Annotated in this window: 24 protein-coding genes; 11 read left to right on the top strand and 13 right to left on the bottom strand. The window is 67.2% G+C overall.

Features of this window, described 5'->3' with window-relative positions; genetic code table 11:
- Positions 1 to 9: 9 nt before the first annotated feature.
- Together AC3WOB_RS15565 and AC3WOB_RS15560 are read right to left on the bottom strand one after the other, a co-directional pair.
- Positions 10 to 795 carry an aldolase gene (locus tag AC3WOB_RS15565; protein ID WP_492275513.1) on the bottom strand — a complete coding sequence of 262 codons (786 nt, stop codon included), beginning with the start codon at positions 793 to 795 and terminating at the stop codon, positions 10 to 12.
- A gap of 131 nt (positions 796 to 926) precedes the next feature.
- On the bottom strand, positions 927 to 1,802 hold the full coding sequence (locus AC3WOB_RS15560) for a LysR family transcriptional regulator (RefSeq protein WP_013393139.1): 876 nt from the start codon (positions 1,800 to 1,802) through the stop codon (positions 927 to 929).
- Positions 1,803 to 1,951: 149 nt separating this feature from the next.
- Between AC3WOB_RS15560 and AC3WOB_RS15555 the strand changes: the two genes are divergently transcribed.
- Positions 1,952 to 2,392, top strand: coding sequence for an NUDIX hydrolase (locus AC3WOB_RS15555; protein ID WP_013393138.1), 441 nt, complete (start codon positions 1,952 to 1,954; stop codon positions 2,390 to 2,392).
- 34 nt (positions 2,393 to 2,426) lie between these two features.
- Here the strand turns inward: AC3WOB_RS15555 and gcvA are convergent, their stop codons facing one another.
- Positions 2,427 to 3,314, bottom strand: a complete 888-nt coding sequence (gene gcvA / locus AC3WOB_RS15550; protein WP_492275512.1) for a transcriptional regulator GcvA — start codon at positions 3,312 to 3,314, stop codon at positions 2,427 to 2,429.
- 123 nt (positions 3,315 to 3,437) lie between these two features.
- Between gcvA and AC3WOB_RS15545 the strand changes: the two genes are divergently transcribed.
- From AC3WOB_RS15545 to AC3WOB_RS15530, 4 genes are all read left to right on the top strand, one after another.
- Positions 3,438 to 4,865 carry an amidase gene (locus AC3WOB_RS15545; RefSeq protein ID WP_492275511.1) on the top strand — a complete coding sequence of 476 codons (1,428 nt, stop codon included), beginning with the start codon at positions 3,438 to 3,440 and terminating at the stop codon, positions 4,863 to 4,865.
- An 8-nt stretch (positions 4,866 to 4,873) separates the two neighbouring features.
- Positions 4,874 to 6,163 carry an MFS transporter gene (locus AC3WOB_RS15540; RefSeq protein WP_492275510.1) on the top strand — a complete coding sequence of 430 codons (1,290 nt, stop codon included), beginning with the start codon at positions 4,874 to 4,876 and terminating at the stop codon, positions 6,161 to 6,163.
- A gap of 26 nt (positions 6,164 to 6,189) precedes the next feature.
- Positions 6,190 to 6,999, top strand: a complete 810-nt coding sequence (locus AC3WOB_RS15535; protein ID WP_492275509.1) for an aminoglycoside phosphotransferase family protein — start codon at positions 6,190 to 6,192, stop codon at positions 6,997 to 6,999.
- Positions 7,000 to 7,090: 91 nt separating this feature from the next.
- Positions 7,091 to 8,485: a GntP family permease gene (locus tag AC3WOB_RS15530; protein WP_013393133.1), complete on the top strand. Its 1,395-nt coding sequence runs from the start codon at positions 7,091 to 7,093 to the stop codon at positions 8,483 to 8,485.
- Here AC3WOB_RS15530 and AC3WOB_RS15525 read toward each other — a convergent pair.
- Positions 8,464 to 9,375, bottom strand: coding sequence for a LysR family transcriptional regulator (locus AC3WOB_RS15525; RefSeq protein WP_013393132.1), 912 nt, complete (start codon positions 9,373 to 9,375; stop codon positions 8,464 to 8,466). The two genes, AC3WOB_RS15530 and AC3WOB_RS15525, sit on opposite strands and share 22 nt — an antisense overlap.
- A gap of 116 nt (positions 9,376 to 9,491) precedes the next feature.
- Between AC3WOB_RS15525 and AC3WOB_RS15520 the strand changes: the two genes are divergently transcribed.
- Positions 9,492 to 10,235, top strand: a complete 744-nt coding sequence (locus AC3WOB_RS15520) for an SDR family oxidoreductase (RefSeq protein ID WP_492275508.1) — start codon at positions 9,492 to 9,494, stop codon at positions 10,233 to 10,235.
- A gap of 68 nt (positions 10,236 to 10,303) precedes the next feature.
- On the opposite strand, the gene AC3WOB_RS15515 is transcribed toward AC3WOB_RS15520, so the two are convergent.
- On the bottom strand, positions 10,304 to 10,447 hold the full coding sequence (locus tag AC3WOB_RS15515) for a hypothetical protein (protein ID WP_158307665.1): 144 nt from the start codon (positions 10,445 to 10,447) through the stop codon (positions 10,304 to 10,306).
- Between the two features lie 134 nt (positions 10,448 to 10,581).
- Between AC3WOB_RS15515 and AC3WOB_RS15510 the strand changes: the two genes are divergently transcribed.
- Positions 10,582 to 11,466: a crotonase/enoyl-CoA hydratase family protein gene (locus tag AC3WOB_RS15510; protein ID WP_013393130.1), complete on the top strand. Its 885-nt coding sequence runs from the start codon at positions 10,582 to 10,584 to the stop codon at positions 11,464 to 11,466.
- Between the two features lie 24 nt (positions 11,467 to 11,490).
- Here the strand turns inward: AC3WOB_RS15510 and pdeR are convergent, their stop codons facing one another.
- Entirely contained in the window at positions 11,491 to 13,488 is a 1,998-nt protein-coding gene (gene pdeR, locus AC3WOB_RS15505) for a cyclic di-GMP phosphodiesterase (protein ID WP_013393129.1), read from the bottom strand.
- 287 nt (positions 13,489 to 13,775) lie between these two features.
- A complete protein-coding gene (locus AC3WOB_RS15500; RefSeq protein WP_492275507.1) occupies positions 13,776 to 14,771 on the bottom strand; it encodes a Bug family tripartite tricarboxylate transporter substrate binding protein in 996 nt (331 codons plus the stop codon).
- Between the two features lie 220 nt (positions 14,772 to 14,991).
- On the opposite strand from AC3WOB_RS15500, the gene AC3WOB_RS15495 reads away from it, so the two are divergent.
- From AC3WOB_RS15495 to AC3WOB_RS15480, 4 genes are all read left to right on the top strand, one after another.
- On the top strand, positions 14,992 to 16,767 hold the full coding sequence (locus AC3WOB_RS15495; protein ID WP_492275506.1) for an IlvD/Edd family dehydratase: 1,776 nt from the start codon (positions 14,992 to 14,994) through the stop codon (positions 16,765 to 16,767).
- Positions 16,768 to 16,775: 8 nt separating this feature from the next.
- Positions 16,776 to 17,459: a GntR family transcriptional regulator gene (locus AC3WOB_RS15490; protein ID WP_332014374.1), complete on the top strand. Its 684-nt coding sequence runs from the start codon at positions 16,776 to 16,778 to the stop codon at positions 17,457 to 17,459.
- A gap of 123 nt (positions 17,460 to 17,582) precedes the next feature.
- Entirely contained in the window at positions 17,583 to 18,407 is an 825-nt protein-coding gene (locus AC3WOB_RS15485; RefSeq protein WP_492275505.1) for a class I SAM-dependent methyltransferase, read from the top strand.
- Between the two features lie 303 nt (positions 18,408 to 18,710).
- Entirely contained in the window at positions 18,711 to 19,514 is an 804-nt protein-coding gene (locus AC3WOB_RS15480; RefSeq protein ID WP_492275504.1) for a class I SAM-dependent methyltransferase, read from the top strand.
- Between the two features lie 35 nt (positions 19,515 to 19,549).
- Here the strand turns inward: AC3WOB_RS15480 and AC3WOB_RS15475 are convergent, their stop codons facing one another.
- The 6 genes from AC3WOB_RS15475 to AC3WOB_RS15450 form a co-directional block, all read right to left on the bottom strand.
- A complete protein-coding gene (locus AC3WOB_RS15475) occupies positions 19,550 to 21,208 on the bottom strand; it encodes a TRAP transporter large permease (RefSeq protein WP_492275503.1) in 1,659 nt (552 codons plus the stop codon).
- A gap of 2 nt (positions 21,209 to 21,210) precedes the next feature.
- Positions 21,211 to 21,837 (bottom strand): TRAP transporter small permease subunit, encoded by a 627-nt coding sequence (locus tag AC3WOB_RS15470; protein ID WP_332011477.1) that lies wholly within the window; start codon positions 21,835 to 21,837, stop codon positions 21,211 to 21,213.
- Positions 21,838 to 21,911: 74 nt separating this feature from the next.
- Positions 21,912 to 22,688, bottom strand: a complete 777-nt coding sequence (locus tag AC3WOB_RS15465; RefSeq protein ID WP_492275502.1) for an ABC transporter permease — start codon at positions 22,686 to 22,688, stop codon at positions 21,912 to 21,914.
- The gene (locus AC3WOB_RS15460) at positions 22,685 to 23,494 is read right to left on the bottom strand and encodes an ABC transporter ATP-binding protein (protein ID WP_332011479.1); all 810 of its coding nucleotides are present in this window, start codon (positions 23,492 to 23,494) and stop codon (positions 22,685 to 22,687) included. Before AC3WOB_RS15460 ends, AC3WOB_RS15465 begins: the two co-directional genes overlap by 4 nt.
- A complete protein-coding gene (locus AC3WOB_RS15455; protein WP_332011480.1) occupies positions 23,491 to 24,516 on the bottom strand; it encodes an ABC transporter substrate-binding protein in 1,026 nt (341 codons plus the stop codon). The genes AC3WOB_RS15460 and AC3WOB_RS15455 overlap by 4 nt, the downstream gene beginning before the upstream one ends.
- 64 nt (positions 24,517 to 24,580) lie before the next feature.
- On the bottom strand, positions 24,581 to 25,792 hold the full coding sequence (locus AC3WOB_RS15450) for a xanthine dehydrogenase family Fe-S subunit (protein WP_492275501.1): 1,212 nt from the start codon (positions 25,790 to 25,792) through the stop codon (positions 24,581 to 24,583).
- Between the last annotated feature and the right edge of the window lie 6 nt (positions 25,793 to 25,798).

Here is a 25,798-nt window from a genome sequence, read left to right as displayed (position 1 = left end):
TGCGCGGTGTCAGGCGGCAGGCAGCGGCAAAGGCGCGATGCCGTGCGTCTGGCGGGCCCAGTAGTTGAACGTCGCGTTGACGATCGAGGGCTTGAGCAGATAGTCGTGCGCCTCGCGCGCCAGCGCGTCGTCCACCGGCGTCAGCGGTCCGAACGCCTGCGCGCGGATCTGCATGCGCGCCGCGCGCTCCAGGTAGACCGACAGATAGGTCGCCTCTTCGCACGAAACGCCGGCCGTCAGATAACCGTGATGCGCCAGGATGATGGCGCGCTTCTTGCCCAGCGCGCCGGAAATGATCACGCCTTCCTGGTCGGCGATCGGCACGCCTGGCCATTCGCCCAGGAACGCGCAATCGTCGTGCAGCGGCGTCATGTCCATCTGCGAGATCACCAGCGGCTGGCGCGCCGCGGCCAGCGCCGAGGCCCAGGGCGAATGCGTGTGGATGATGGACTGCACGTCGGGCCGCGCCTCGTACACCCACAGGTGAAAGCGGGTGGCCGGATTGGCCATGCCCTCGCCCGTCAGCGTGTGCAGGTCGCGGTCCACCTCGATGAAGTCGGCCGGCGTGGCTTCGTCGAAGCCCAGCCCGAAGCGCAGGGTCCAGTAGGCCCCCGGCCGCTGCGAACGCACGCTGATCTGGCCCGCCAGCCCCGCTTCCTGCTCGGTCATGGCCAGGATGCGACAGGCATAGGCCATGGTTTCCTGGATGCTGCGCGGCACGGCGTGCAGGTGGCGCGCCATTTCCTGCGTGGCGCGGGTGTCGAAATAGGATTTCTCTCGTAATGCGGTGTTCATGTCTTCCCCTGTGTATTGCCCGCGTCATCAGCGCCACCGGACGCCGCGCGAGGTATGCACAGTATGGAAAACCAGCCGCGATACAGCCATGCAGCCAGGGTCATAGCTGCTATTCGAGTCCGCCAGGACGGTTAGCGCGCCGCGATGCGGTGCGCGACGGCCAGCAAATCGCGCACCAGCGGCAGGGGTTGCCGGTTGGCCAGGGTGATCGCGACCACGCGGCGCCGCAAGATGGGGCTACGGACCCGGACCTTGCGCAGCCCGTACTCGGTCAGCAGCTTGTCGGGAATGCGGGACGGGAGAATACAGGCGCCCACGCCCGAGGACACCAGCTTGAGCATGGCGTCTATGGTTTCGGCCTCGGCCGCGAACTCGGGCTCCAGTCCCGCGCTGTGGATCATCTTGCGCAGCGCGTAGTGCGGCGGGAAGCCCACCAGCCGCAGATCCATGCCGGCCAGGTCGACGTCGTCCGGCAGTGGCACGTCGCCGCGCACGATCAGGCACATGTCGTCATCGAACAGCGTGGCCGACGCCAGGTTGTCCGACGCCACCGCCGCGTCATAGACGAAGCCCACGTCCGCCTTGCCGCTTTCCACCAGCGCCACCACCTCGGGCGAACTGCGGCCCATCACGGACAGGTTCACGTGTTCATGGCTGCTGACGAAACTGGCCACCACCTCGGCCATGAAGTAGTAGCTGAGCGTATGCACGGTGGCGAGCCGCACCGTTCCCTGCGTCACGCCCTCGCGCTGACGCACGGCCTCCAGCACCCGGTCTATGTTGCGGTAGGCCGGCTGGATGCCATCCAACAGGCGCGCGCCCGCCTCGGTCAGCTCCACGCCGCGTCCGGTGCGGGTGAACAGCGGCTTGCCCACGTGGGCCTCCAGCGCCGCCAGCTGCCGGCTCAGCCCGGACTGGGTCTGGTCCAGGTCCTCCGCCGCGCGCGATAGCGATTTGAGTTCCGCGATGCGCAGGAAATAACGCAACTGCCGGTCCGGTGTATCCATGCTGCCCTCCCGCCCCCTATTCGATGCGCTCATGCCGGCGCGGCTGACAGTGTGCACCAGGGACCCGCCCGGCACTACGGGGATTTGCGCTAAGACCCGCTTGGCGTACCCTGACATACCCAGGCCGTCGCCATAGAAAGGAAGCACGCATGACCGCGCCCTCCCCCCAGCGCCCCATCGCCGCCACCATCGCCGCCGTCGTCCGCGACGGCCGCGTGCTGCTGGTGCGCCGCGCCAACCCGCCGGACCAGGGCCGATGGGCCTTTCCCGGCGGCAAGATCGATGCAGGCGAAAGCCTCCATGCCGCCGCCGCACGCGAGCTGCTGGAAGAAACCGGCGTGCGCGCCGAGCCGCTGCATGTGTTCGACGCCGTCGACGTCTACGACCGCGACGACGCGGGCGCGCTGCGCCGCCACTTCATCCTGATCGCCGTGCTGTGCCGCTGGCAAGCGGGCGAACCGGTAGCGGGCGACGACGCCGCCGACGCCCGCTGGGTATCGCTGGAAGAACTGGACGAGCACTCGCTCGCGACCAGCTTCGGCGTGGCGGAACTGGCGCGCAAGGCGGCGGCGCTGTCGGCCGCGCTCTAAGGTCGCCGCATGCCGGTGGCGGATCCGGCTTTCCTCAAACCGCCACGCTTTCCAGCAGCCAGTCGCGGAACACCTGCGCCTTGCCAGGCATGGCGCCCCGACCCGGCCACACCAGGTAATAGCCGAATTCTTCCAGCCAGGCGTCGCCGGCCAGCCTGACCAGGCGTCCCGCCGCCAATTCGTCCCGCACCATCGCCAGCGGCAGCAGGCCCGCGCCCTGACCCGCGGCCACCGCCTGCAGCAGCAGGCTGCCATCGTCGAACGCGGGCCCCCTTGGCATGCCCACATCTTCCAGGCCCTGCGCCGCGAACCACAGTTGCCAGCCGCTGCGAGCCTCGTCATGCACCCGCGGCCAGCGCAGCAAATCCTGCGCGTCTGCCGGCATGCCCAATTTCGCCACCAGACCGGCCGACGCGACTGGCACGACCTCGACAGTCAGCAGATGCTCGCTTTGCAGCCCCGCGTAGCGGCCCAGTCCGTGGCGGATGGCAATGTCCGCGCCGTCCCGGCCGAATGCGGCCAGCGCGTTGCTGGTGACGATCTGCAGATCGATCTGCGGATGGCGGGCGTGGAAGTCATGCAGCCGGGGAACCAGCCAGGCCGACGCGAAGAACGCAGTGGTGCTGACCGTGAGTACGCGGCTCTCTGACGGCAAGGCAATGCGGGCGGACGCGGCCAGGATCTGGCGGAAGGCGTTGCGCACCGGCGGCAGAAAGCCGTGGCCAGCATCCGTCAGCTGAATGCCGCGGTTCACGCGCAGGAACAGGGCCACGCCCAGATGCTGCTCCAGCGACTTGATCATCTGGCTGACTGCGCCGGGCGTCACGCACAGTTCCTGTGCCGCATCCTTCACGGACAGATGGCGGGCCGCGGCCTCGAAGGCGCGCAGCGCGTTAAGCGGAGGGAGTCGCGGAGCGGTCATGGCGCTTGCAATAAATTATTTAGTTTTTCTAATCCATTCAGGATAGAAATCGTGGTTTGTCTTGCAGAATTATAGGAATTAACTTGAACACTTCCTATTGAATCCAAGACAGATAAAGAATAGATGAACTATACGGAAATTATCAAGGAAACAGCCGGCCCGCACCACCTGGGCCTGCTCGCGCTCGCCGCCCTGATCCGGTCGGGGGAGGTCTCGCCGGTGGAGATCACGCTCGCCCAGTTGCGGCGCATCGACGCCTTGGACGGCGACCTGCGCAGCTATGCCTGCGTGACGGCGGCGTCCGCGCTGCAAGAGGCGCAGGTGGCGGAAACCGAGATACGGCAGGGACACTATCGCGGTCCCCTGCATGGCGTGCCCGTCGGACTGAAAGACCTGTTCCGCCGCAAAGGCGTACCGACCGCCGCCGGCACCGCCATCCACCGCGACACGCCCGCGGATCACGACGCCACGGTGGTCCGCCGCCTGCGCGACGCGGGCGCGGTGCTGCTGGGGCAGTTGCAGATGACCGAAGGCGCGTACTCCGATCACCACCCGAGCGTCGCGCCGCCGCGCAACCCATGGAATGCGGACTACTGGACCGGTATTTCATCCAGCGGATCGGCGGTGGCGACGGCTGCGGGCCTGTGCTTTGGCGCGACCGCGTCGGACACCGGCGGCTCCATACGCTGGCCCTGCGCCGCCACCGGGCTGACCGGCATCAAGCCCACCTGGGGCCGCGTCAGCCGCCACGGCGTATTCGAACTTGCTGCTTCGCTGGATCATGCCGGCGTCATCGCGCGCAGCGCGCAGGACGCCGCGGTACTGCTGGAGGCGATCGCCGGCCCCGACCCGGCGGATCCGACGGCGCTGCAAGCGCCCGTCCCGCGCTACGCGCAGGAAGCCGAAGCGCCGATTGACGGCTTGCGGATCGGCGTGGATCCAGACTGGAACGCCAGCGAGGTCGATCCGCAGACTCAGCGCATGATGGCGGCGGCCATGCAGGTTTTCGAACAGCTGGGCGCGACCCTGGTGCCGTTGCGCTTCCCCTCTGATGACGCCGCGCAGGCCGTGCGCGATTGGGCGCCGCTCTGCGCGGTGGAAGCGGCCCTTGCACACGCCGCCACCTATCCCTCGCGCAAGACGGAATACGGATCGGTGCTGGCCGGCGTGATCGAGGCGGGCCACGCGCTGCCGGGCCTGACCTACCAGCGCATTCTCTTGCGCCGCATGGCCATGCGCGGCCAGGTCGACGCCCTGTTCGCCAAGGTCGACGCGCTGCTGACGCCGGTACAGCCCATGCCGCCGCTGACCCTGAATGCTGTAAGCGTGCTGGGCCAGCAGCCCGCACTGGTCGAAGCCCTGCAGCGCTATACCTGCGTGTTCGACATAACGGGCCATCCCTGCCTGACGCTGCCCGCCGGCCAGTGCCAGGCAGGGATGCCGATGGGGCTGCAACTGGTGGGGGCGCATCTGGGCGAGTCTGTGCTGTTCCGGCTGGGCGCGGCATTCCAGGCGTCCACGGACTGGCACCTGCGCCGGCCAGCGACGTGAGGCCGACGATGAACATGCATGCGCAACACAGCGCCGCCCCAGCCTCCGCCGGCCGGATCTTCCACGGCTGGCGGGTAGTGGCCGCGGCCTTCGCCATTACTTTGCTGGGCTTCGGCAGCGCCTATTCCTTCAGCGCCTTTGTCGAAGCCTTGCAGCGCGACTTCGCCGCCACGCGCGGCGCGGTGTCGCTGGTGTTCTCGCTGGCGGGCTTCCTCTACTTCGGTTTCGGCGTGGTCAGCGGCCCTCTGGCGGACCGCTACGGCTCGCGCCGCATGGCATGGATAGGCATGCTGCTGGTGGCGCTGGGACTGGCGCTAGCCAGCGCCGCGCAGAACATGATGCAGATCTACCTCGCCTACGGTCTGGGCGTCGGGCTGGGCGTGGGCTGCGCCTATGTGCCGGTGATAGGCGCGGTGCAGCGCTGGTTCCTGCGCCGGCGCGGGCTGGCCTCGGGGCTGGCCGTCAGCGGCATAGGCGTGGGCACGCTGCTGGTGCCGCCGCTGGCTTCCGCGCTGATAGCGCTGTGGGGCTGGCGCGCCGCCTATCTGGCGCTGGCGGCCGTGGTGGCGGTCCTGGGCTGCGCGGCGGCGTTCTGGGTGGAGAACTCGCCGCAGGACCGCGGCCTGCGGCCCGAGGGCGACGCCGCGCCTGCTTGCGCAACGGCGGCATCCGCGCCGGCCGGCGTCCCGGTGCGCGCCGCCATCCGCAGCAAGGCCTTCGTCCTGCTGTACCTGGCAAGCATGGCTGGCGCCTTCGGCGTCTTCGTGCCCTTCGTGCATCTCATTCCCTACGCGCTGGATCATGGCATCGCGCCAGGACTGGCCGTGCTGCTGCTGGGCATGGTGGGCGTGGGCAGCACGGCGGGCCGGTTCCTGTTGGGCACGTTGGCCGACCGTATGGGCCGGCGCGCCTCGCTCGCCGCGATGTATGCCGGCATGGCCGCAACGCTGGCGCTGTGGGGCGCTTGCGGCCAGTTCTGGACGCTGGCGCTGTTCGCCCTGGTATTCGGCGCGTTCTACGGCGGCTGGGTCGCGTTGATGCCGGCAGTGGTCATGGATTATTTCGGCGGCCGCCATGTCAGCGGCATCATCGGCGCGCTTTACACCAGCGTGGCGTTCGGCACCTTGATCGGGCCGGTGGCGGCTGGCTATGCCTATGACCTCAGCGGTTCCTACCTGCTGCCCATTATCGCCAGCGCGGCGGGCAATGCGGTAGCGGCGGCGGTCACCGGCCTGCTGCCGCACCAAGGCGCTACGCAGGCCAGGCCGGCGGAGGACGCGCGCCGCGCACTACTATAGAAGCCTCCAAAGCGCTTCACGCCCCCATGTTCGAGACCTACCTCTCCCGCTGGCAACTGCTGCCCGACGGCGCCCCCATCGTCACCCGCGCGGCCCAATTGCTGCCAGTGCGGCATCGCGGCCAGCCCGCCATGCTCAAGGTCTCGCACGAAGAAGACGAGAAACAAGGCGGCGTGCTGATGCGCTGGTGGGACGGCCAGGGCGCCGCGCGGGTGCTGGCCCATGACGGCGAGGCCATCCTGCTGGAGCGGGCCACGGGCACGCGCTCGCTGGCCGAATACGCCCGCAACGGGCGCGACGACGAGGCCACCCGCATCATCTGCGGCGTGCTGAAGGATCTGCATGCGCCGCGCGCCCGGCCTCTGCCCGCGCTGCGCCCGCTGGAGCAATGGTTCGAGGAACTATGGCCCATGGCCCAGGCGCAAGGCGGCATCCTGGCGCACAGTGCCCGCCACGCCCGCGCCTTGCTCGACAGTCCGCGCGACCTGACGGTGCTGCACGGCGACGTGCACCATGACAACATCCTGGACTTCGGCGAGCGCGGCTGGCTGGTCATCGACCCCAAGCGCCTGCATGGCGAGCGCGCCTTCGACTACGCCAACATTTTCTGCAACCCGGATCTGGCGGATCCCGTGCCGCCAGTGGCCATCGTGCCCGGACGCTTCGAAAGCCGGCTGGAGTTCATCGTCGCGCAGTCGGGCCTGGAACGCCGCCGGCTGCTGCAATGGATCCTGGCCTGGTGCGGGCTATCCGCCGCCTGGTTCATGAGCGGCGGCGAGGATGCCACGATCGACCTGGACATCGCGCGCCAGGCACAGGCGCTGCTGGAACGCTGAATCCCGGCCGCTGCAAGCAAGACATCCGGTTTCATGCGGTAAGGTGTAGGCCCTGTTCCCACCCCTTATCTCTTCATTCCTGGAGTATCGAATGACCGGATTGTTCATCGTGGTGGCGGCGCTGGCATTTCTGATGCTGGCGGCGTATCGCGGCTACAGCGTGATCCTGTGCGCACCCATCGCGGCCATGGGCGCGGTGCTGCTGACCGACCCGTCGGCGCTGGCGCCCGTATTCTCGGGCATCTTCATGGAGCGCATGGCGGGCTTCGCCAAGCTCTACTTCCCCGTGTTCCTGCTGGGCGCCGTGTTCGGCAAGCTGATCGAGCTGTCGGGCTTTTCGCGCGCCATCGTGCAGGCGGTGCTGCGCCTGATCGGGGCCGAGCGCGCCATCATGGCCATCGTGCTGGTCTGCGCGGTGCTGACCTATGGCGGCGTGTCGCTGTTCGTGGTGGTGTTCGCGGTGTACCCGTTCGCGGCCGAGATGTTCCGCCAGGGCGGCATCCCGAAGCGACTGATGCCGGGCGCGATCGCCCTGGGCGCGTTCACCTTCACCATGACCGCCCTGCCCGGCACGCCGCAGATCCAGAACATCATCCCCACCACCTTCTTCGAAACCACCACCTGGGCCGCGCCCTGGCTGGGCCTGATCGGCGCCTGCTTCACGCTGAGCGTCGGCATCGCCTATCTGGAGTGGCGGCGCAAGCGCGCGGCCGCCGCCGGCGAGACCTATGGCACGGACCTGCGCAACGAGCCGGTCACGCCACCCAACGAACGCGAGCACCATCCGCTGATCGCGCTGCTGCCGCTGGTGGTGGTGGGCGTTGCCAACTACCTGCTCACGCGCTGGATTCCGGGCTGGTATCCAGCCGGCTCCGAAGTCGCGCTGCCTGGCCTGCCCAAGCCCATGCCCGTCAACGCCGAAGACCAGGTGGCGCTGTGGGCGGTGATGGGCGCGCTGATCGCGGGCATCGTCACCATCCTGCTGTTCTCGTTCCGCGGCATCAAGGCGCACTTCGCCGAAGGCAGCAAGAACGCGGTGTCCGGCGCGCTGCTGGCTTCGATGAACACGGCGGCGGAATACGGCTTTGGCGGCGTCATCGCCGCCCTGCCCGGCTTCCTGCTGGTTGCCGACGCGCTCAAGGCCATCCCCGATCCCCTGGTGGGCGAAGCGGTCGCCGTGACCTCGCTGGCCGGCATCACCGGCTCGGCCTCGGGCGGCATGAGCATTGCGCTGGCGGCGATGGCGCAGACCTTCATCGACAGCGCCCACGCGGCGGGCATCCCGATGGAAGTGCTGCACCGGATCGCCGCCATGGCCAGCGGCGGCATGGACACGCTGCCGCACAACGGCGCGGTCATCACCCTGCTGGCGGTCACCGGCCTGACGCACCGCCAGTCCTATGGCGACATCTTCGCCATCACGCTGATATCGACCACCTCGGTATTCCTGGCGATCGCGGTGTACTACCTGACCGGCATCGTCTGAGCCAGGCCGGCGGCGATGATCTCCGCCAGCCATTGCGTGAAGACGCGCACCCGCGCCGATACCTGGCGGTTCTGCGGATACAGCACCGACACGGGCATGGGCGCGGGCGGCGCGTCGGGCAGCACGATCTTCAATTCACCCGCCGCCAGTTCGCGTTCGACGCGGTAGCGCGGCACCTGCACCAGGCCCAGGCCGGCCAGCGCCGCGCCGGTATAGAGTTCCGCGCCGGTGACGCTGACCACGGCCCTGGGCCGCATCTGCACGTTGCGCCCATCGACCATGAAATCCAGCGGCAGGCTGCGCCCCGTGGCGCTGGACAGGTAGTCCACCGCGCAATGGCCCTCCAGGTCTTCCAGCCGCCGGGGCTCGCCGAAGCGCGCCAGATAGGCCGGGCTGGCCACCGTCACTTGCGGCATCAGCGCGATCTGGCGCCCGACCAGCGACGAATCCTGCAGCGCGCCGGTGCGCAGCACGCAGTCCACGCCTTCGCGCACCAGATCCACCAGGCGGTCGTCCTCGCCCAGCTGCAGCACGATGTCGGGGTAGCGTTGCAGGAACGCGGGCAGGCCCGGCATGACGAAGAACCGGGCCAGCGTGCCCTGCGCATTGACCCGCAGCAGGCCCTTGGGCGAGGTATCCAGAAAGGCTCCGTCGGCCTCTTCCAGATCCGCCAGCAGCCGCACGCAGCGCCGGTAATGGGCCTCGCCATCGTGCGTGAGCCGCACCTGGCGCGTGGTCCGTTCGAGCAGCCGGGCGCCCAGGCGCGCTTCCATCCGCTTGACCAGATTGGTGACCGTGGGCCGGGGGATCTGCAGATCCTCGGCGGCCTTGGAAAAGCTGCGCCTTTCGGCGATGCGCACGAACACCTGCATTTCCTGGAACCGATCCATGCTCCGTCGCTCATTATTAATACAAATGAAATTATGTTAGCGAATATAGAGTAATTATCTTTTTTCTGGAATAGTTCAAGATACGCCTCACCCCCCTATCCAACCGGAGATACCACATGAACATCCAGGCCACGCAACGCATTGCGCTCGTCACCGGCGGGTCGCGCGGCATAGGCGCCGCCATCGTCCGCCGCCTGGCGCGCGACGGCCACGCCGTCGCCATCAACTACGCCTCCAGCGCCGCCGAAGCCGAGGCCCTGGCCGATGAAATCCGCGCGGCTGGCGGCCGCGCCCTGGCCGTGCGCGCCGACGTGTCGCAGGCCGCCGAGGTGCGCGCCATGTTCGACCAGGTCGAAGCCGGCCTCGGCCGCATCGACGTGCTGGTCAACAGCGCCGGCATCCTGAAGATGGTGCCGCTGGCCGAGACCAGCGACGAGCTCTACGAACAGACCTTCGGCATCAACACCCGCGGCACCTTCAACACGCTGCGCGAAGCCGCCACCCGGCTGGCCGACGGCGGCAGCATCGTCAACGTGTCCAGCACCACCATCGCGCTCAACCTGCCGAACTACTCCGTCTACATCGCCAGCAAGGCAGCGGTCGAAAGCCTCACCCAGGTATTCGCCAAGGAACTGCGCGGACGCCACATCACCGTCAACGCCGTGGCGCCCGGTCCCGTCGCCACCGAACTCTTCCTCAACGGCAAGAGCCCCGAGCTGATCGAGCACTACGCCAAGATGCCGCCGCTGGAACGCCTGGGCCAACCCGAGGACATCTCCAACGTGGTGTCGTTCCTGGCAGGCCCGGATGCCGGGTGGGTCAACGGCCAGATCCTGCGCGCCAACGGCGGCGTCGCCTGAACCGGCGCATTCCCAAACCGCAGAACGCAAGCCCGCGCGCGGCCGTCCGGCCGCGCCATCCCTCATCCCTACGCATGAGCGCGCAGCCGCAGGCGCGCGCGCGGCGCATCGCCCGGATCGCCGCGAATTTGCGTGTATCCCTCATCCGTTTTACCCATGCCGCCATCGCCTGATGGGTTGAGCGGCCGCGCGCGCTGATTGCTTTTCTCCACTGATCACTCGGGCCTTTGACTTACGGACAAGTCTGGCCAGCTGGACGAGGTTTGCATGAGACGGAAGCCGGAAGGTCTGTATTAGGCTGACCCCGTAGTACTCCGACTCACCTTGATCAATTGGACGAAAGTAAATGAATCAACTCATTCATCCGGATTGCCACCCCTTCACCGCCGCGGGCAACCTGAAGCAGCTCTCGGCGTTTTATGAGGAGGGACGCCGGGTCATGTGGATGATGCTTCGCGCTCAACCGCGTCCGTGCTTCAACCATGAACTGATCGACGAGATCATGACCCTGGCGCGCGCCGCCAAGGACTCCGGCCTGCCCATCGACTTCTGGGTCACCGGCTCGCTCGTCCCTCAGATCTACAACGTGGGCGGCGATTTGAATTTCTTCGCGGAAGCCATACGCACCGGCAAGCGCGAAGCGCTGCGGGCGTACGCCCGGGCTTGCGTGGATTGCGTGCATGCCGCCACCCGCGGCTTCGACACCGGCGCGATTTCGCTGGCGATGATCGAAGGCACCGCCCTGGGCGGCGGCTTCGAGGCTGCGCTGGCCCACCACTTCGTGCTGGCGCAGAATACCGCCCGCATGGGCTTTCCTGAAATGGCGTTCAACCTCTTCCCCGGCATGGGCGGCTACTCGCTGGTGGCGCGGCGCTCGGGCATGAAGCTGGCGGAAGAACTGATCAGCACGGGCGAATCGCACACCGCCGAATGGTTCCATGGCAGGGGCCTGGTCGATGTGCTGTTCGAGCCGGGCGACGCCTACAAAGCCACCCGCACCTTCATCGACGTGATGCGGCCCAAGCTCAACGGCATGCGCGCCATGCTGCGCGCGCGCCAGCGCGTGCTGAGCCTGCCGCGTTCAGAGCTGATGGACATTACCGAGGATTGGGTCGAAGCCGCGTTCTCGATCGACCCGAAGGACCGCGCCTACATGGAGCGCCTGGTGATGGCGCAGAACCGCCGCAGTTCTTCCAGCGCGGAGTCCGCGCTGGAAGCCACCATGCATTGATGCGGTAAGGCGCTACCGGCTGCGTCAGGCAATGAGATGCAGCCGGCGGCGCTGGGCCAGCCAGGCGGTGAACTCCGCCGCAGGCATGGGCTTGGCATACAGGTAGCCCTGTTTGGCGTCCACGCCCAGGGTGTCGACGAACACGGCCTCTTCGGTCGTTTCCACGCCCTCGGCGATGACCTTCAGCTCCAGCGTGCGCGCCACGGCGACGATGGCGCGCGCCAGCGCCTGCGACACCGGGTTCTCGTTGACGCCGCGCACGAAGCTGGCGTCCAGCTTGATCGCGTCCAGCGGAATGCGGGCGAGCTGCGACAACGACGAATAGCCGGTGCCGAAATCGTCCAGGTGGACGCGCGCGCCCAATTGGCGGAATTGCTTGATCAGTTCGATGGCGGCGCCCTCGTCGTCGATCAGGCAGCTTTCCGTCAATTCGATGTCCAGCAGGCAGGGATCCAGGCTGGCGTCGTTGATGGCGCGCATGAAGTCGCTGACCACGCCCTTGTCGTTCAACTGCCGCGCCGACACGTTGATGGCGATGCGGATGTTCAGGCCGTCGCGCTTCCAGGCAGCGGCCTGCCGGGCCGCTTCGCGCATGACCCACACGCCTAGCGGCGAGATCAGGCCCGATTCCTCGGCATAGGGAATGAAGACGTTGGGGCCGACCATGCCGCGCTCCGGCGAGCGCCAGCGCACCAGGGCTTCGACCCCGTCGACCTCGCCGTTGCGCCCCGCCAGCTTGGGCTGGTAGTACAGCATCAGGTGGTCTTCGGCCAGGGCCTTGCGCAGATTGGTGTCCAGCCAGACGTAGTCCGCGTTGCGGCGGTCCATCTCGGGCTGGAACACGCGGTAAGTATGGCGCCCCGCTTCCTTGGCCACATACATGGCGATGTCGGCGCTGCGCACCACGCTGTCCAGGTCGGCGCCGTGCTCGGGATACATGGCGATGCCGATGGAGCAGCTGGTATAGACCTCGATCAGCCCCTGGCGGAAAGGCTCGCGCAGGCGCTCGATGATGCGCTGCGCGGTGGCCTCCAGTTCCCAGGTCTGGGCGGCTTCGTGCAGCACGATGAATTCGTCGCCGCCCAGCCGCGCCAGGGTCTGGCCTTCGGACAGGCAGGACGAGATCGCAACCGCCACCGACTTGAGCAGGCGGTCGCCGAAGCCGTGGCCGTAGTGGTCGTTGATGCGCTTGAAATTGTCCAGGTCCAGGAACAGCACGCCGCCCCGCCCATCCTGGCCCGCCGCCAGCGCCGCCTTCAGCCGCGTGGTAATCGCATGGCGGTTGGGCAGGTTGGTCAGCATGTCGGTGTTGGCCAACACCCGCAGGCGCTCCTGCGCCTGGCGCTCCTCGGTGATGTCGGTGCCCGAGCAGATCAGGTAGACGCGCTTTTCGCCGCTGCCGCTGGTGACGAACTTGTTGCGGAACAGGAAAAGGCGCGGCCCCTTGACCGTATTGATGAGGCGCTCGGCCTCGTAGGACTGCCCGCGCTTGTAGAACTCGGCGATATTGCGGCGCGAGGCGATCGCCTCTTCACGCGTCATGAACATTTCGAAGACGCTGCGGCCGATGATGTCCTGCTCGCGCTTGCCGGTGTATTCCTCGCTGAGCTTGTTGAAACGCTGCACGCGGCCGTTCTGGTCGACAATGACGATGACCGAGTTGGCCTCGGACACCACGGTCTCGGCGAAGGACAGGCCTTCGACCAGATCCTTGGCCACGGATTCGGTATCGGAATGCGCGGATGCGGTGCCCGCCCATTCATTCGGATTGATCTTGCGGCCCACCAGATGGAGCCGCAGCATGTCGCCGTACAGCGCGATGTCGATGCGCACGCTGGAAGTGATGCCCGTCAGGCTGCGTATCGTCTCGGCCTGTTCCGGACGCAGCGCCATCGCGATGTTGGCCGCGCCCTTGACCGCTGCGAGTTCGAACGCGTCGCTATCGGCGGACAGGCGCCAATAAGGACTGTGCGTTCCGAAATGCGTGTACAGAATCGACTTCTCGTCCTGGTCGTCTGTCATTGTTATCCCCCTTCTGCCGCCCTGGGAAGGCCCGCAAAGTACATTACGGCCTAGTCTATTCGGGGTCAACCACTGTATACAATCTCGCGCAGCCTTTGTTGCGGTTTATTGCGTCCCCATTGGTGGTTCATAGCGCAAAACTTTGCATGTGCAGCTTTTTCAGTGCGTCTTGCGTACTTGACACGCAAGCCTTGTTGCGTCTTTCGCGACCGCGCGCGCAAACAAAATCGCCGGGAGTTCCAAGCGGAACTTCCGGCGTATGACGTAAAGCCGCAACCTTGGGAGGTTTAGTCCCCCTTCACGCCCGATTCGTCGATGACTTTGGTCCAGCGGGCCAGTTCGGCCGAAACGCGGGCGCCGGCGTCGGCCGGCGTGGTCCAGGTAGCGATGGCGCCCTGGTTCAGCAGAGAGGCCTTGACCTCGGGCTTGGCCAAGATTTTCTTCAGCTCGCTATTCAGGCGTTCAATCACGGGCGCCGGGGTATTGGCAGGCGCCACGATGCCAAACATCGAACTGACCTCGAAATCCTTCAGGCCCGCCTCGGCCGCCGTCGGCACATCCGGCAGCGCGTCCACGCGCGCAGCCGACGTCACCGCCAGCGCGCGCAGCTTGCCGGCCTTGATGCTGCCCTGCGCCGCGGGCACGGTTTCGATCATGCTGAGCACCTGTCCGCCCATCAGGTCGGTCATGGCCGGACCGCTGCCCTTGTAGGGCACGTGCAGCACTTCCACGCCGGCGGTGCGCTTGAACATTTCGGCGGCCAGATGCTGGGGCGAGCCGTTGCCGGCCGAACCCATGGTGATGTAGCCGGGCTTGGACTTGGCCAGCGCGATGAATTCGGCCAGCGTTTTCGCCTGCACCGACGGGTTCACCACGAACACCAGCGGCACCGTGCCGACGATGGAAACCGGTGCGAAGCTCTTCTCCACGTCGTAGGTGACGCGGCCGCGATACAGCGCGGCGTTGATGGAATGGCTGGTCAGCGCGCCCATCAGCAGCGTGTAGCCGTCGGGCTGCGCCTTGGCCACCTGATCGGCGCCGATGTTGCCGGCGGCGCCGGCGCGGTTCTCCACGATCACCGACTGGCCGAGCGCGCCGGTCAGTTCCTGCGCCAGCACGCGGCCGATCACGTCGGTCGCGCCGCCGGGCGGGTACGGCACGATCATGCGGATGGGCTTGTCGGGGTAGGCGTCGGCGGCCAGGGCGGGAGCGGAAACGCCGGCGCACAAGGCCAGCAGGGAAAACAACACGGCGCGGCGCGGCCGCAGACGCAGGTCTGACATGTAGGTCTCCTGCCGGGATGGGTATAGGAATGAAACGGACGCCCGGCTCGTCAACCGCGCCAGTGTAGGGTCCGGAACTTGATTGAAGAAGCAGAATTTTTCTATCGACTGATCTATATAGAAGATCAATTGAACAGCACCGATAAATCGCTTGCGGGCGCTTTCAAAGGCTGGATATGATGCTCCCGTTAAATTATCAATAATATTATCGAGATCAAAAATGAAGGACCAGACCAAGAACGGCGCAGCGGCACCGGGGCCTTTCGACAGCGCAGGCACGGCCGCGCGCGGCGTGGCCCGGGGGCTCACCAACTACGGCGACACCGGCTTTTCGCTGTTCCTGCGCAAGGCCTTTATCAAGGGCGCGGGCTATACCGACGACGCCCTGTCGCGTCCCATCATCGGCATCGTCAACACGGGCAGCAGCTATAACCCCTGCCACGGCAACGCCCCGCAGTTGATCGAGGCGGTCAAGCGCGGCGTCATGCTGGCGGGCGGCCTGCCCATGGACTTCCCCACCATTTCGGTGCACGAGAGCTTCTCCCAGCCCACCAGCATGTACTTGCGCAACCTCATGTCCATGGACACCGAGGAAATGATCCGCGCCCAGCCCATGGATGCGGTGGTGCTGATCGGCGGCTGCGACAAGACCGTGCCGGCCCAGCTGATGGGCGCGGCTTCCGCCGGCGTGCCCGCCATCCAGCTGGTCACTGGTTCCATGCTGACCGGCTCGCACCGCGGCGAGCGCGTGGGCGCCTGCACCGACTGCCGCCGCTACTGGGGCCGCTACCGCGCCGAAGAGATCGACGCGGCCGAGATCGCGGACGTGAACAACCAGCTGGTCGCCAGCGTGGGCACCTGTTCCGTGATGGGTACGGCCAGCACCATGGCCTGCATCACCGAAGCCCTGGGCATGATGGTGGCCGGCGGCGCTTCGGCCCCGGCCGTCACCGCCGACCGGGTGCGCGTCGCCGAGAAAACCGGCGCCACGGCGGTCGCCATGGCCGCTACGCGCCAGACCCCGGACCGCATCCTCACCGGCAAGTCCATCGAGAACGCGTTGCGCGTGCTGCTGGCCATCGGCGGGTCCACCAACGGCATCGTGCACCTGACGGCCATAGCCGGCCGCCTGGGCATAGACATCGACCTGGCCGGCCTGGACCGCATCAGCCGCGAGACGCCCGTGCTGGTGGACCTGAAGCCCTCGGGCCAGCACTACATGGAAGACTTCCACCACGCCGGCGGCATGCCGGCGCTGTTGCGCGAACTGCGCCCCTACCTGCACCTGGACGCGCTGACCGTGTCGGGCCGCACGTTGGGCGAGGAACTGGACGATGCCCCTGCCGCCTTCCCGCAGGACGTGATCCGCACGGCAGCCTCGCCCATCTACCCGGTGGGCGGCCTGGCCGTGCTCCGCGGCAACCTGGCCCCGGGCGGCGCCATCATCAAGCAATCCGCCGCCAACCCCAAGCTGATGGAGCACGAGGGCCGCGCGGTGGTGTTCGAGGACGCCGAGGACATGGCGCGGCGCATCGACGACGAAGCGCTGGACGTCACCGCCAATGACATCCTGGTGCTCAAGCGCATCGGCCCGACCGGCGCGCCCGGCATGCCCGAAGCCGGCTACATGCCCATCCCCAAGAAGCTGGCGCGCGCCGGCGTGAAAGACATGGTGCGCATCTCCGACGGCCGCATGAGCGGCACCGCGGCAGGCACCATCGTGCTGCACGTCACGCCCGAAGCCGCCATCGGCGGCCCGCTGGCCTATGTGCAGAATGGCGACCGCATCCGCCTGTCGGTGGCCAACCGCGAGATCGCGCTGCTGGTGGACGACGCCGAACTGGCGCGCCGCGCCGAGGCCCAGCCCATGGTCCGCCCCACGGCCGAACGCGGCTACCGCAAGCTGTTCCTGCAGACCGTGACCCAGGCCGACCAGGGCGTGGACTTCGACTTCCTGCGCGCCGGCGTCACGCACGACACCGTGCCGAAGAAGTAAGCAGGCCCATGGACGCCATCACGCCCGACGCCTTGCAATCCCAGGCCCTCGACGCCGCGCAGGCGGCGGTCGCCATCCTGGAAGAAGACATCGTCTTCGGCCGGCTGCACCCGCGCCAGCGCCTGACCGAGGACGAACTGATGGCGCGCTTCGCCCTGAAGCGCCATGTGGTGCGCCAGGTCCTGGCCGACCTGGAAGCGCTGGGCGTGGTGGAGAAAAAGCGCAACATCGGCGCGGTGGTGCGCGCGTACTCGGTGCGTGAAGTCATGGAGCTGTACGCGCTGCGCCAAGTGCTGGAGGTGCATGCCGCCAGCCAGATCCCGCTGCCCGTGCAGCAGGCGCGGCTGGCGGCGCTGGTGGCCGTGCAGCGCGAACACGACGCGGCGGTCGCCGACGGCGACGCGCGCCGCGTGTTCCGCAGCAACCAGCGCTTTCACCGCGAACTCTTCGGCCTGCTGGACAACGCGGTGCTGGGCCAGGCCATCCAGGAATACGCCCGCCGCACCCACCCCATCCGCTTTGGATCGCTGGCCGCCGCCGGCTACCGCGAACGCGCCCGCCAGGAACACTGGGCCATGATCCACGCCCTGCGCGATGGCGACCGGGAGGCGTTGATGGTGCTATGCCGGGAGCATCTGCTCCCGTCGCGGGATGCCTATCTGGCGGCGGAACAGGCGCGGTTGGGGGCATAGGTCCATGCCGAGCGCCTGTCGCCAGGCGGTCTCGCCTCGCCTAAAATAGAGTTTCCCAGCCGCCGGACGCGGCTGCGTTCAATCTGAAGACCGCCCCGCGCGGCCGCTTTGGAGTCGAACACCATGAACACTTCCACTGGCGATCGAGTCTTCTCCGGATCCATCCCGCAGTTCTATCAGCGGTACATGGTTCCCCTTATCTTCGAACCCTATGCCACGGACCTCGCCCGGCGAGCGGCGGCGCTGCGTCCTGCGGCCGTCCTGGAAATCGCGGCCGGCACGGGCGCGGTGACACGGCAGCTCGCGGAGCAGTTGCCCGCCGCCACGGCCATCGTCGCGACCGACCTCAACCCGGCCATGCTGGAGCAGGCCCAGGGCCTGGGCACCAGCCGCGCCGTCACTTGGCGCCAGGCCGACGCCTTGCAGCTGCCTTTTGAGGACCAGGCTTTCGATGCCGTGGTGTGCCAGTTCGGCTACATGTTCCTGCCGGACAAGGCCGCCGGCTTCGCTGAGGCCCGCCGGGTCCTGCGACCAGGCGGAACATTCCTGTTCAACGTCTGGGACCGCATCGAGGACAACGCGTTTGCCGACACCGTGGAACAGGCCCTGGCGCGGCTGTTTCCCGGCGATCCCCCCAAGTTCATGAGCCGGGTGCCCCACGGCTACTATGACGCGGCCGTCATCGGCGCCGATCTGGCTCGCGCTGGATTCAGCGGGCAGCGAACGTTGGAAACCGTCGCCCTTGAAAGCCGGGCGGACACGCCACAAACGGCCGCCATCGCCTATTGCCAAGGCACGCCGCTGCGCAACGAGATCGAGGCCCGCGGCGCGGACATGCTGGAGCAGGCCGTCGATGTCGCGACCGATGCGCTGCGTGCACGCTACGGCGCGGGGCCCATCGCGGGAAAGATCCAGGCGCATGTGATCACGGCGCCGCGCAGCGCATAGCTGCGCGACGACCGCGTAATGAACCGGCGGCGGGCAGCCATTTGTCCCCGCCGCGCCGTCCGGGTTAAGCTTGCAACCCTCTCCCACATCCACCGGAGCACTCAGAGTGAACAAGTAAATGCCGGGATGCCCACGCATCTTGCCTCCCCTCGCTGCCTGGCGCGCGAGCCGCATTGCTTGTTCCATTCTGATGTCTTGCAGGTCCCGGCCCCTATCGGCGCGCCGCGGCCGGCTCTTGTGAGGCACAGGCTCGCGGATTGCGCGTCCATCGGCAGTTTTCCCCATCAACAGAAGGAAAACGCAATGCCTGCCCCGCAGACTGACACTATCGATATCTACCATCACAACCGCGCCGCCTGGGACCGCCAGGCCGCGCAGCAATGCGCCTGGTCGCAACCGGTAAGCGCCGAAACGATCCAGGCCGCGCGCCGCGGCGACTGGCAGGTGCACATCACGCCGCGCGCCCTGCCCGCGGATTGGCTGCCGGCCATGAACCCGGCGCCGCGCATCCTGTGCCTGGCCTCGGCCGGCGGCCAGCAGGCGCCCGTGCTGGCTGCCGCCGGCGCCGAGGTGACCGTGTTCGACGCTTCGCCGCTACAGCTGGCCCAGGACGAAATGGTCGCGCGCCGCGATGGCCTGACGCTCAAGGCCGTGCAGGGCGACATGCGCGATCTCTCGGCATTTGCAGACGCGTCCTTCGACTGCATCGTGCATCCGATCTCCAACCTGTATGTGCCCGACGTGCGGCCTGTGTGGCGCGAGTGCTTCAGGGTGCTCAAGCATGGCGGCAGGCTGCTCAGCAGCTTCTACAACCCGGTCGTGTTCGTCGGCGACCGCGCGCCGGAACTGGCGGAACAGGGCTTGATCCGCCCGCGCTTCAAATTGCCCTACTCGGATGTGCGCGACCTGACTGCGTCCGAGTTGGCCGAGAAGCAAGACCGGGGGGATGCCCTGGTGTTCGGACACAGCCTGGGCGAGCAGATCGGCGGCCAGTTGGACGCCGGGTTCCTGCTCAAGGGGTTTTATGAGGATGAACAGCCCCAGCCGCGGTTCCTGATCGACCGCTTCATGCCGACCTTCCTGGCGACGCACGCGGTCAAGCCCTGAGGACCAAGGGGCGCCGCTTGGGCGCCCCTTGCGTATCACTTGAACGGGTTGGAATCCGTCCCGTAGGCGCTGGCGCCGTAACCGCTACCCCCGACCTCCAGCGAGACCGAACTCGGATCGACGACGGCGGCCGTTCCCTTGTAGTGCATCACCATGCCCGGGAAGGCCATCACGGCCGCGACCATCAGCAGCTGGATCACGATGAACGGCACCGAGCCCCAGTAGATCTGTCCGGTCGTGACGGGCTCGATCATCTTGCCCGTGACCCTGTCCTTGTAGCGGTCCCGTGGCGCCACCGATCGCAGGTAGAACAGCGCAAAGCCGAATGGCGGATGCATGAACGAGGTTTGCATATTGACTGCCAGGATCACGCCGAACCAGATCAGGTCTATGCCCAGCTTGTCGGCCACCGGCCCCAGCAGCGGCACGATGATGAACGCCAGTTCGAAGAAGTCCAGGAAGAAGGCCAGCACAAAGGTCAGGATGCTGACCACGATCAGGAAGCCCCACTGCCCGCCCGGCAAGCCGGTCAGCAGATGCTCGACCCACAGGTCGCCGTTGACGGCGCGGAAGGTCAGGCCGAATACAGTGGAACCCACCAGGATGAACACCACGAAGCAGGACAGCTTGGTGGTGGTGTCCATGGCCTGCTTGAGCAGGTCCAGCGACAGGCGGCGTCGCGCCACGGCCATCAGGATGGCGCCCACCGCGCCCATGGCGCCGCCTTCGGTCGGCGTGGCGACGCCGATGAAGATGGTGCCCAGCACCAGGAAGATCAGCGCCAGCGGCGGGATCATCACGAAGGTCACCCGCTCGGCCAGGGCCGACAGCAGGCCCAGGCCCAGCGCCTTGTTGATCAGCGCGATGACGAAGGCCGTGGCGCCCCAGAACAGCAGCGCCACCACGATGCGCTCGTCCATCGGCGCCGTGTTGTTCTCGACCCAGAGGCCCAGGAAGTACGCCGACACGGCGGAAATCACCATCAGCACCAGCAGCGAACGTCCGCCGCGGCCGCCGTTCGGCTCCTGGAAGCGGCGCGCCTCTTCCGGCAGCGCGGGCGCGGAGTCCGGCTTCAGCAGGCTCACGATGACGATGTAGACGATGTACAGCCCGGCCAGGATGAAGCCAGGCACCATGGCCGCGCGGTAGATGTCGCCGATGGAGCGCCCGAGCTGGTCCGCCAGGATGATCAGCACCAGCGAAGGCGGGATGATCTGCGACAGCGTGCCGGACGCGGCGATCACACCGCTGGCCAGCTTGCGGTCATAACCGTTGCGCAACATGATGGGCAGCGAGATCAGGCCCATCGAGATGACCGAGGCCGACACCACGCCCGTGGTCGCGGCCAGCATCGCACCGACGAAGACCACCGCGATGGCCAGGCCGCCGCGAACCGAGCCGAACAGCTGGCCTATGGTCTCCAGCAGATCCTCGGCCATGCCTGACCGCTCCAGCACCAGTCCCATCAATGTGAAGAATGGCACCGCCAGCAACGTGTCGTTGGAAATGATGCCGAACACCCGCTGCGGCAGCGCTTGGAACAGTGAGGAATTGAGCAGGTCCAGCTCCATCCCCACCAGGCCGAACAGGATGCCGTTGGCCGCCAGCGCGAACGCCACCGGAAAGCCCAGCAGCAGAAAGATGATCAGCGTCGCGAACATGATCGGCGCCAGATTGGCAATGAGAAACTCCATGATCAGCGGCCCTTGTTGTTCAGTTCGTTCTGCGCGGCCGCTTCGCGCGCCTGCGCCTCGCGGGCGATTTCCTCGGCCAGCTCTTCTTCGGCGCTCCTGGCGCCCTCGCGTTCGCGCGGGTCGCGGCAGCGTCCCATCAGGAAGCCCACGCACTTGATCAAGTGCGACAGTCCGGCCAGCACCAGCAGCGCGAAGCCCACCGGAATCAGCAGTTTGACCGGCCAGCGGATCAACCCGCCCGAGTTGGAGGAATGCTCGTTGCTGAGGTACGAATCCATGAACACCGGCCAGGACAGGTACATGATCAACAGGCAGGCCGGCATCAGGAAGAACAGCACGCCGAAGATCTCGATCCCGATCTGCGCGCGGCGCGACAGCCGCGAGGAGATGATGTCCACCCTGACGTGGTCGTTCTTCAGCAAGGTGTAGCCTGCGGTCAGCAGGAACATGGCGCCGAACATGTACCACTGCAGCTCCAGCCAGGCATTGGAGCTGTCGTGGAATATCTTGCGCATGATGGCGTTGCCGGCGCTGACCAGGACCACCAGCAGCGTGACCCAGGACACGATCCGGCCCATGCGCAGATTGATCGCGTCTATGCCACGCGACAAGGCGAGTAGTGCTTGCATCTGTTTTCCCCAGAATTGTTTCTAATCACGCACCTGCCCCAAACACAGCCCGTGGTGCCCCGGGCTTGAAACTGTCAATCGTCTTCGCGGTCATGCCGCAGCCAGGGCGTCACGCGCCGTTCCAGCCACACCAGCAAGGCGAACAGCAGCATGCCCATCAGGGCCAGCACGAAGATCGCGGCGAACACCCGCACCGTGTCGAAGGTGCCCTGGGCGCTCATGATCACGTAGCCCAATCCGCGCTGCGAGGACACGAACTCGCCGACGATGGCGCCCACCAGCGCCAGCGAGATCGAGACCTTCATGCCCGCCAGGATCGAGGGCAGCGCGCTGGGCAGCCGCACCTTGAAGAAGAAATCGAGGCGCGAGCCCTTCAGCACGCGGCCCAGGTCCAGCACGTCCTGCGGCACGGAGCGCAGGCCGTGGACGGTGTCGACGATCATCGCGAACACGGCGATCAGGAAGGCGATGGCGATCTTTGGCTCCGCGCCCGTGCCCATCCAGATCACGAACAAGGGTGCGATGGCGACCTTGGGCACGCTGTTCAGGGCCACGATCAGGGGATAGATGAAGCGCTCGAACCAGCGCGAGCCCACCAGCATGACGGCGATCGCCACGCCGGCCGCCACCGCCAACGCAAAGCCGGCCAGCGTGGTCATCAACGTGTAGGCGGCATGGCCGGCATACCAGCTCCACTCCGCGGCCAGTTCCAGCGCTACCTGGCCCGGCAACGGCAGCATGATGGCGCGCACATGGAACACCCGGGCGGCAGCCTCCCACAGCAGCAAGAACACCAGCACCGAGACCAGCCCGGCCATGCGCCGGCCCGCCCCTTTCAATAGCGCGCTCATTGGACGGACTCCAGGCCGGATGCGGCGCGCACGCCCTCGTCTATCAGGCCCATGTTCTGGAACATGCCGCGGATGTGCCGCACGTACTCGCCGAACTGCGGCGTTTCGCGCAGCGCCAGCGGCCGGGGCCGCGGCAGGTCGATCTCTATGGTTTCGAGGATGCGGCCCGGGCGCGGCGAGAACACCATCACCACGTCGCCCAGGAATACCGCTTCGGCGATGCCATGCGTCACGAACAGTACCGTGTTGCGCGTCTCCATCCAGATCCGCTGCAGCTCGACGTTCATCTGGTCGCGCGTCAGCGCGTCCAGCGCGCCGAAGGGCTCGTCCATCAAGAGCAGCTTGGGATCGTCCACCAGCGCCCGGCAGATCGCCGCGCGCTGGCGCATGCCGCCGGACAGTTCGCGCGGATAGCTATCGGCAAACTTCTCCAGGCCCGTCAGGGCCAGCAGCGCCCGCACCTTGTCGGCATAGGCCGCCACCGGCTTGTGCGCAAGCTCCACCGGCAGCAGGATATTGCGGCGCACGCTGCGCCATTCAAGCAGCGCGTCGCGCTGGAACACCATGCCCATGCCGTCCGGCGGCCCCTGCACCGGCACGCCCTCTACCCGCAAGTCGCCGCTGGAGACCGTCTCCAGGCCGGCCACGCAGCGCAGGAAGGTGCTCTTGCCGCAGCCGCTGGGGCCCAGGATGCTGACGAAGCGGCCACGCGGCACCTCGACCGACACCGATGCCAGCGCCTCCACTCCAGCCGCGCCGGGATAGCGCTTGCGCACGTCTGTTGCGGCCACGGCCCACTGCGTCATGGCTGCACCAGGCTGTCGTAGCGTTCCGCGTGCACCAGGCCGGGCACATAGAACGAAGAGGCCTCGGCGCTTGCGCTGATCAGCCCGACCGTCGACAAGGTCGTGACGGCCTGGGTCCAATCCTGCGGCACGATGGCGCCCAGGCGCGCGCCCGCCGCCGGCTGGCCGAAGTACGGCTGCAGGGCGTCGATCTGGCCGCGCAGCACCTTCTTGTCCAGGCGCGCCTGCGGCCGCTGCGCCAGGATGGCGGCGACCGCCTCGTCCTGGTGGCCGGCATAGATGTATTCCCAGGCGCGTGCGCTCACGCTGGCGAAACGCTCGATGGCATCGCGCCGCTGCGCCAGCTTGGATTCATTGGCGAACAAGCCGAAGCTGGGCATGTTCAGGCCGAAGTCGGCGAAGCGCACCGCGCTGGAGGGGCGGTTCTGCGAGACCACGGGAAGAAAGAACGGGATGGTGGAGAACGCCGCATCGGCCCGTCCCACCGCATAGGTCGAGGCCTTGCTGGCGGCGTCCACGTTGATCAGTTCCAGATCGCTCTTCTTTAGCTTGCCCGCGGCCAGGAAGGCATCGATGAATGGCGCTTCCAGCGAGCCAGCGGTATAGGCCACCTTCTTGCCCTTGAGCTGCGCAGGCCCGGTGATGCCGGCGTCGGCAGGCACCAGCAGCCCGATGTCGCTCTGCCTGGCGAACACGGCCACCGCCTTCACCGGCATGCCTTTCTCGCGGGCGATCATGGCCGAGGCCAGCGCGGCATGCCCCAGGTCGAAGCTGTCGCCGGCGCCGACGATCTGCACCGTCGTCACCGAACCGTTGCCGTCTTCCAGCGACACGTCCAGGCCGGCCTGTTTGTACCAGCCCTTCTGCTGCGCCAGGTGGAATGCGCCGTGCACGCCCCAGGGCGTCCAGTCCAGTCGCACCCGCAGCGGCTCCAGGGCCTGCGACCAGGCGGGCGCGCTCAGCGCGACAGCCGCCAGGCCCAACAATGCGTTGCGCCAATTCCTTGCGAATACCGCGAGCATGATTTTCCCCGTTATGTGCCGACACTGGGCGGCCGCGCCCGCGGCCGCCGGTACTACGTCGCGCTCAGCCGCCGCGGCCGAACCACCGTTTGATGCGCGCCCACAGCACGCTGAAGAACATGGCCGTGGGATTGAAGCTGGCCTGGGCCGGCGCCTCGCCCGCCGCGACAGGCCGGCGCAGCCGGGCGGTGACGTTGTTGCCGAAGTCCGCGATCATCCGGCGCACGAAGTCCTGCACCAGGCCGGACCGCGAAAACTGCGCCAGCGGCCCCTGCAGCGAATACAGCAGGTTCACGTGGACCTGCGTCTCGGTGGCCGACAACGCTTCCAGGCGATAGGTGATGTCGCCGTTGGCGCGCGATTGGCTGAGCGAGTCCTGCCCTGCCCCGCGGAACACCGCCTGCATGGCGGCATCGTCGCGTTCCAGGCGGGCCGCGCCATTGAAGGCGGCGGACATGGGACCGAACTTGATGGCGATCTTGCCCTTGACGCGGTCCCCTTCGTGCTCTTCGATCGAGGCGCCCGGCAGGCAGCTGGCCAGCGCCGGCAGGTCCACCATGAAGGCCCAGACCTCGGCGGCCGGGAACGGCACCTTGAAGCCCCCGTCGATCTGGCTGCCGCGGCCTTCCTTCTTGCCCGCCGCGGCAGCGGGCGCAGCCGCAGGAGTCGGCGCTGCAGCCGCGCTTGCGGCCGGCTGGCTGGCCGCCGCCGGCGTGAATCCCGCGAAAGCCACTGGTTTTTCTGCTGCAGGCGCGGCGCCGCGCCCTTGCGCCTGGGCTGCGCGCAGCGCCTTCACCGCGGGGTCGGGCTGTTCCCTGAGTTCGGCCAGCACCGACATGACGGCGGCGACGATGCCCATGTAGCCGGTGCAGCGGCACAGATTGCCGGACAGTTCCACCCGAACCCGGCTCTCGTCCGCATCCGGCAAGCGCAGCACGATATCGCGCGAAGTCGCCAGCATGCCCGGAGTGCAATAGCCGCATTGCAGGGCGTGGTGCTTGGTAAAGGCGGCGCGCAGCCGCTGCATCACCGGATCGGCGTCATAGCCTTCGATGGTGGTCACCTGCCGGCCTTCGCAGGCCACTGCGAAGGAAATACAGGAACGCACCGGCGCCCCGTCCACCAGCACCGTGCAGGCGCCGCAGACGCCATGTTCGCAGCCGAGATGGGTGCCGGTCAGGCGCGCCTGATCCCGCAGGAAATCCCCCAGATGCATGCGCGCGGGCGCCTCGTGCGATACGCGCTTGCCGTTTACTTCCAATGTCACCTGAACCATGGTCTT

The organism is Achromobacter sp. FW305-C-30-7 (assembly GCF_058783105.1).
Note: the sequence above shows the minus strand (reverse complement) of the source record. Positions and strands in the feature narration are given on the sequence as shown.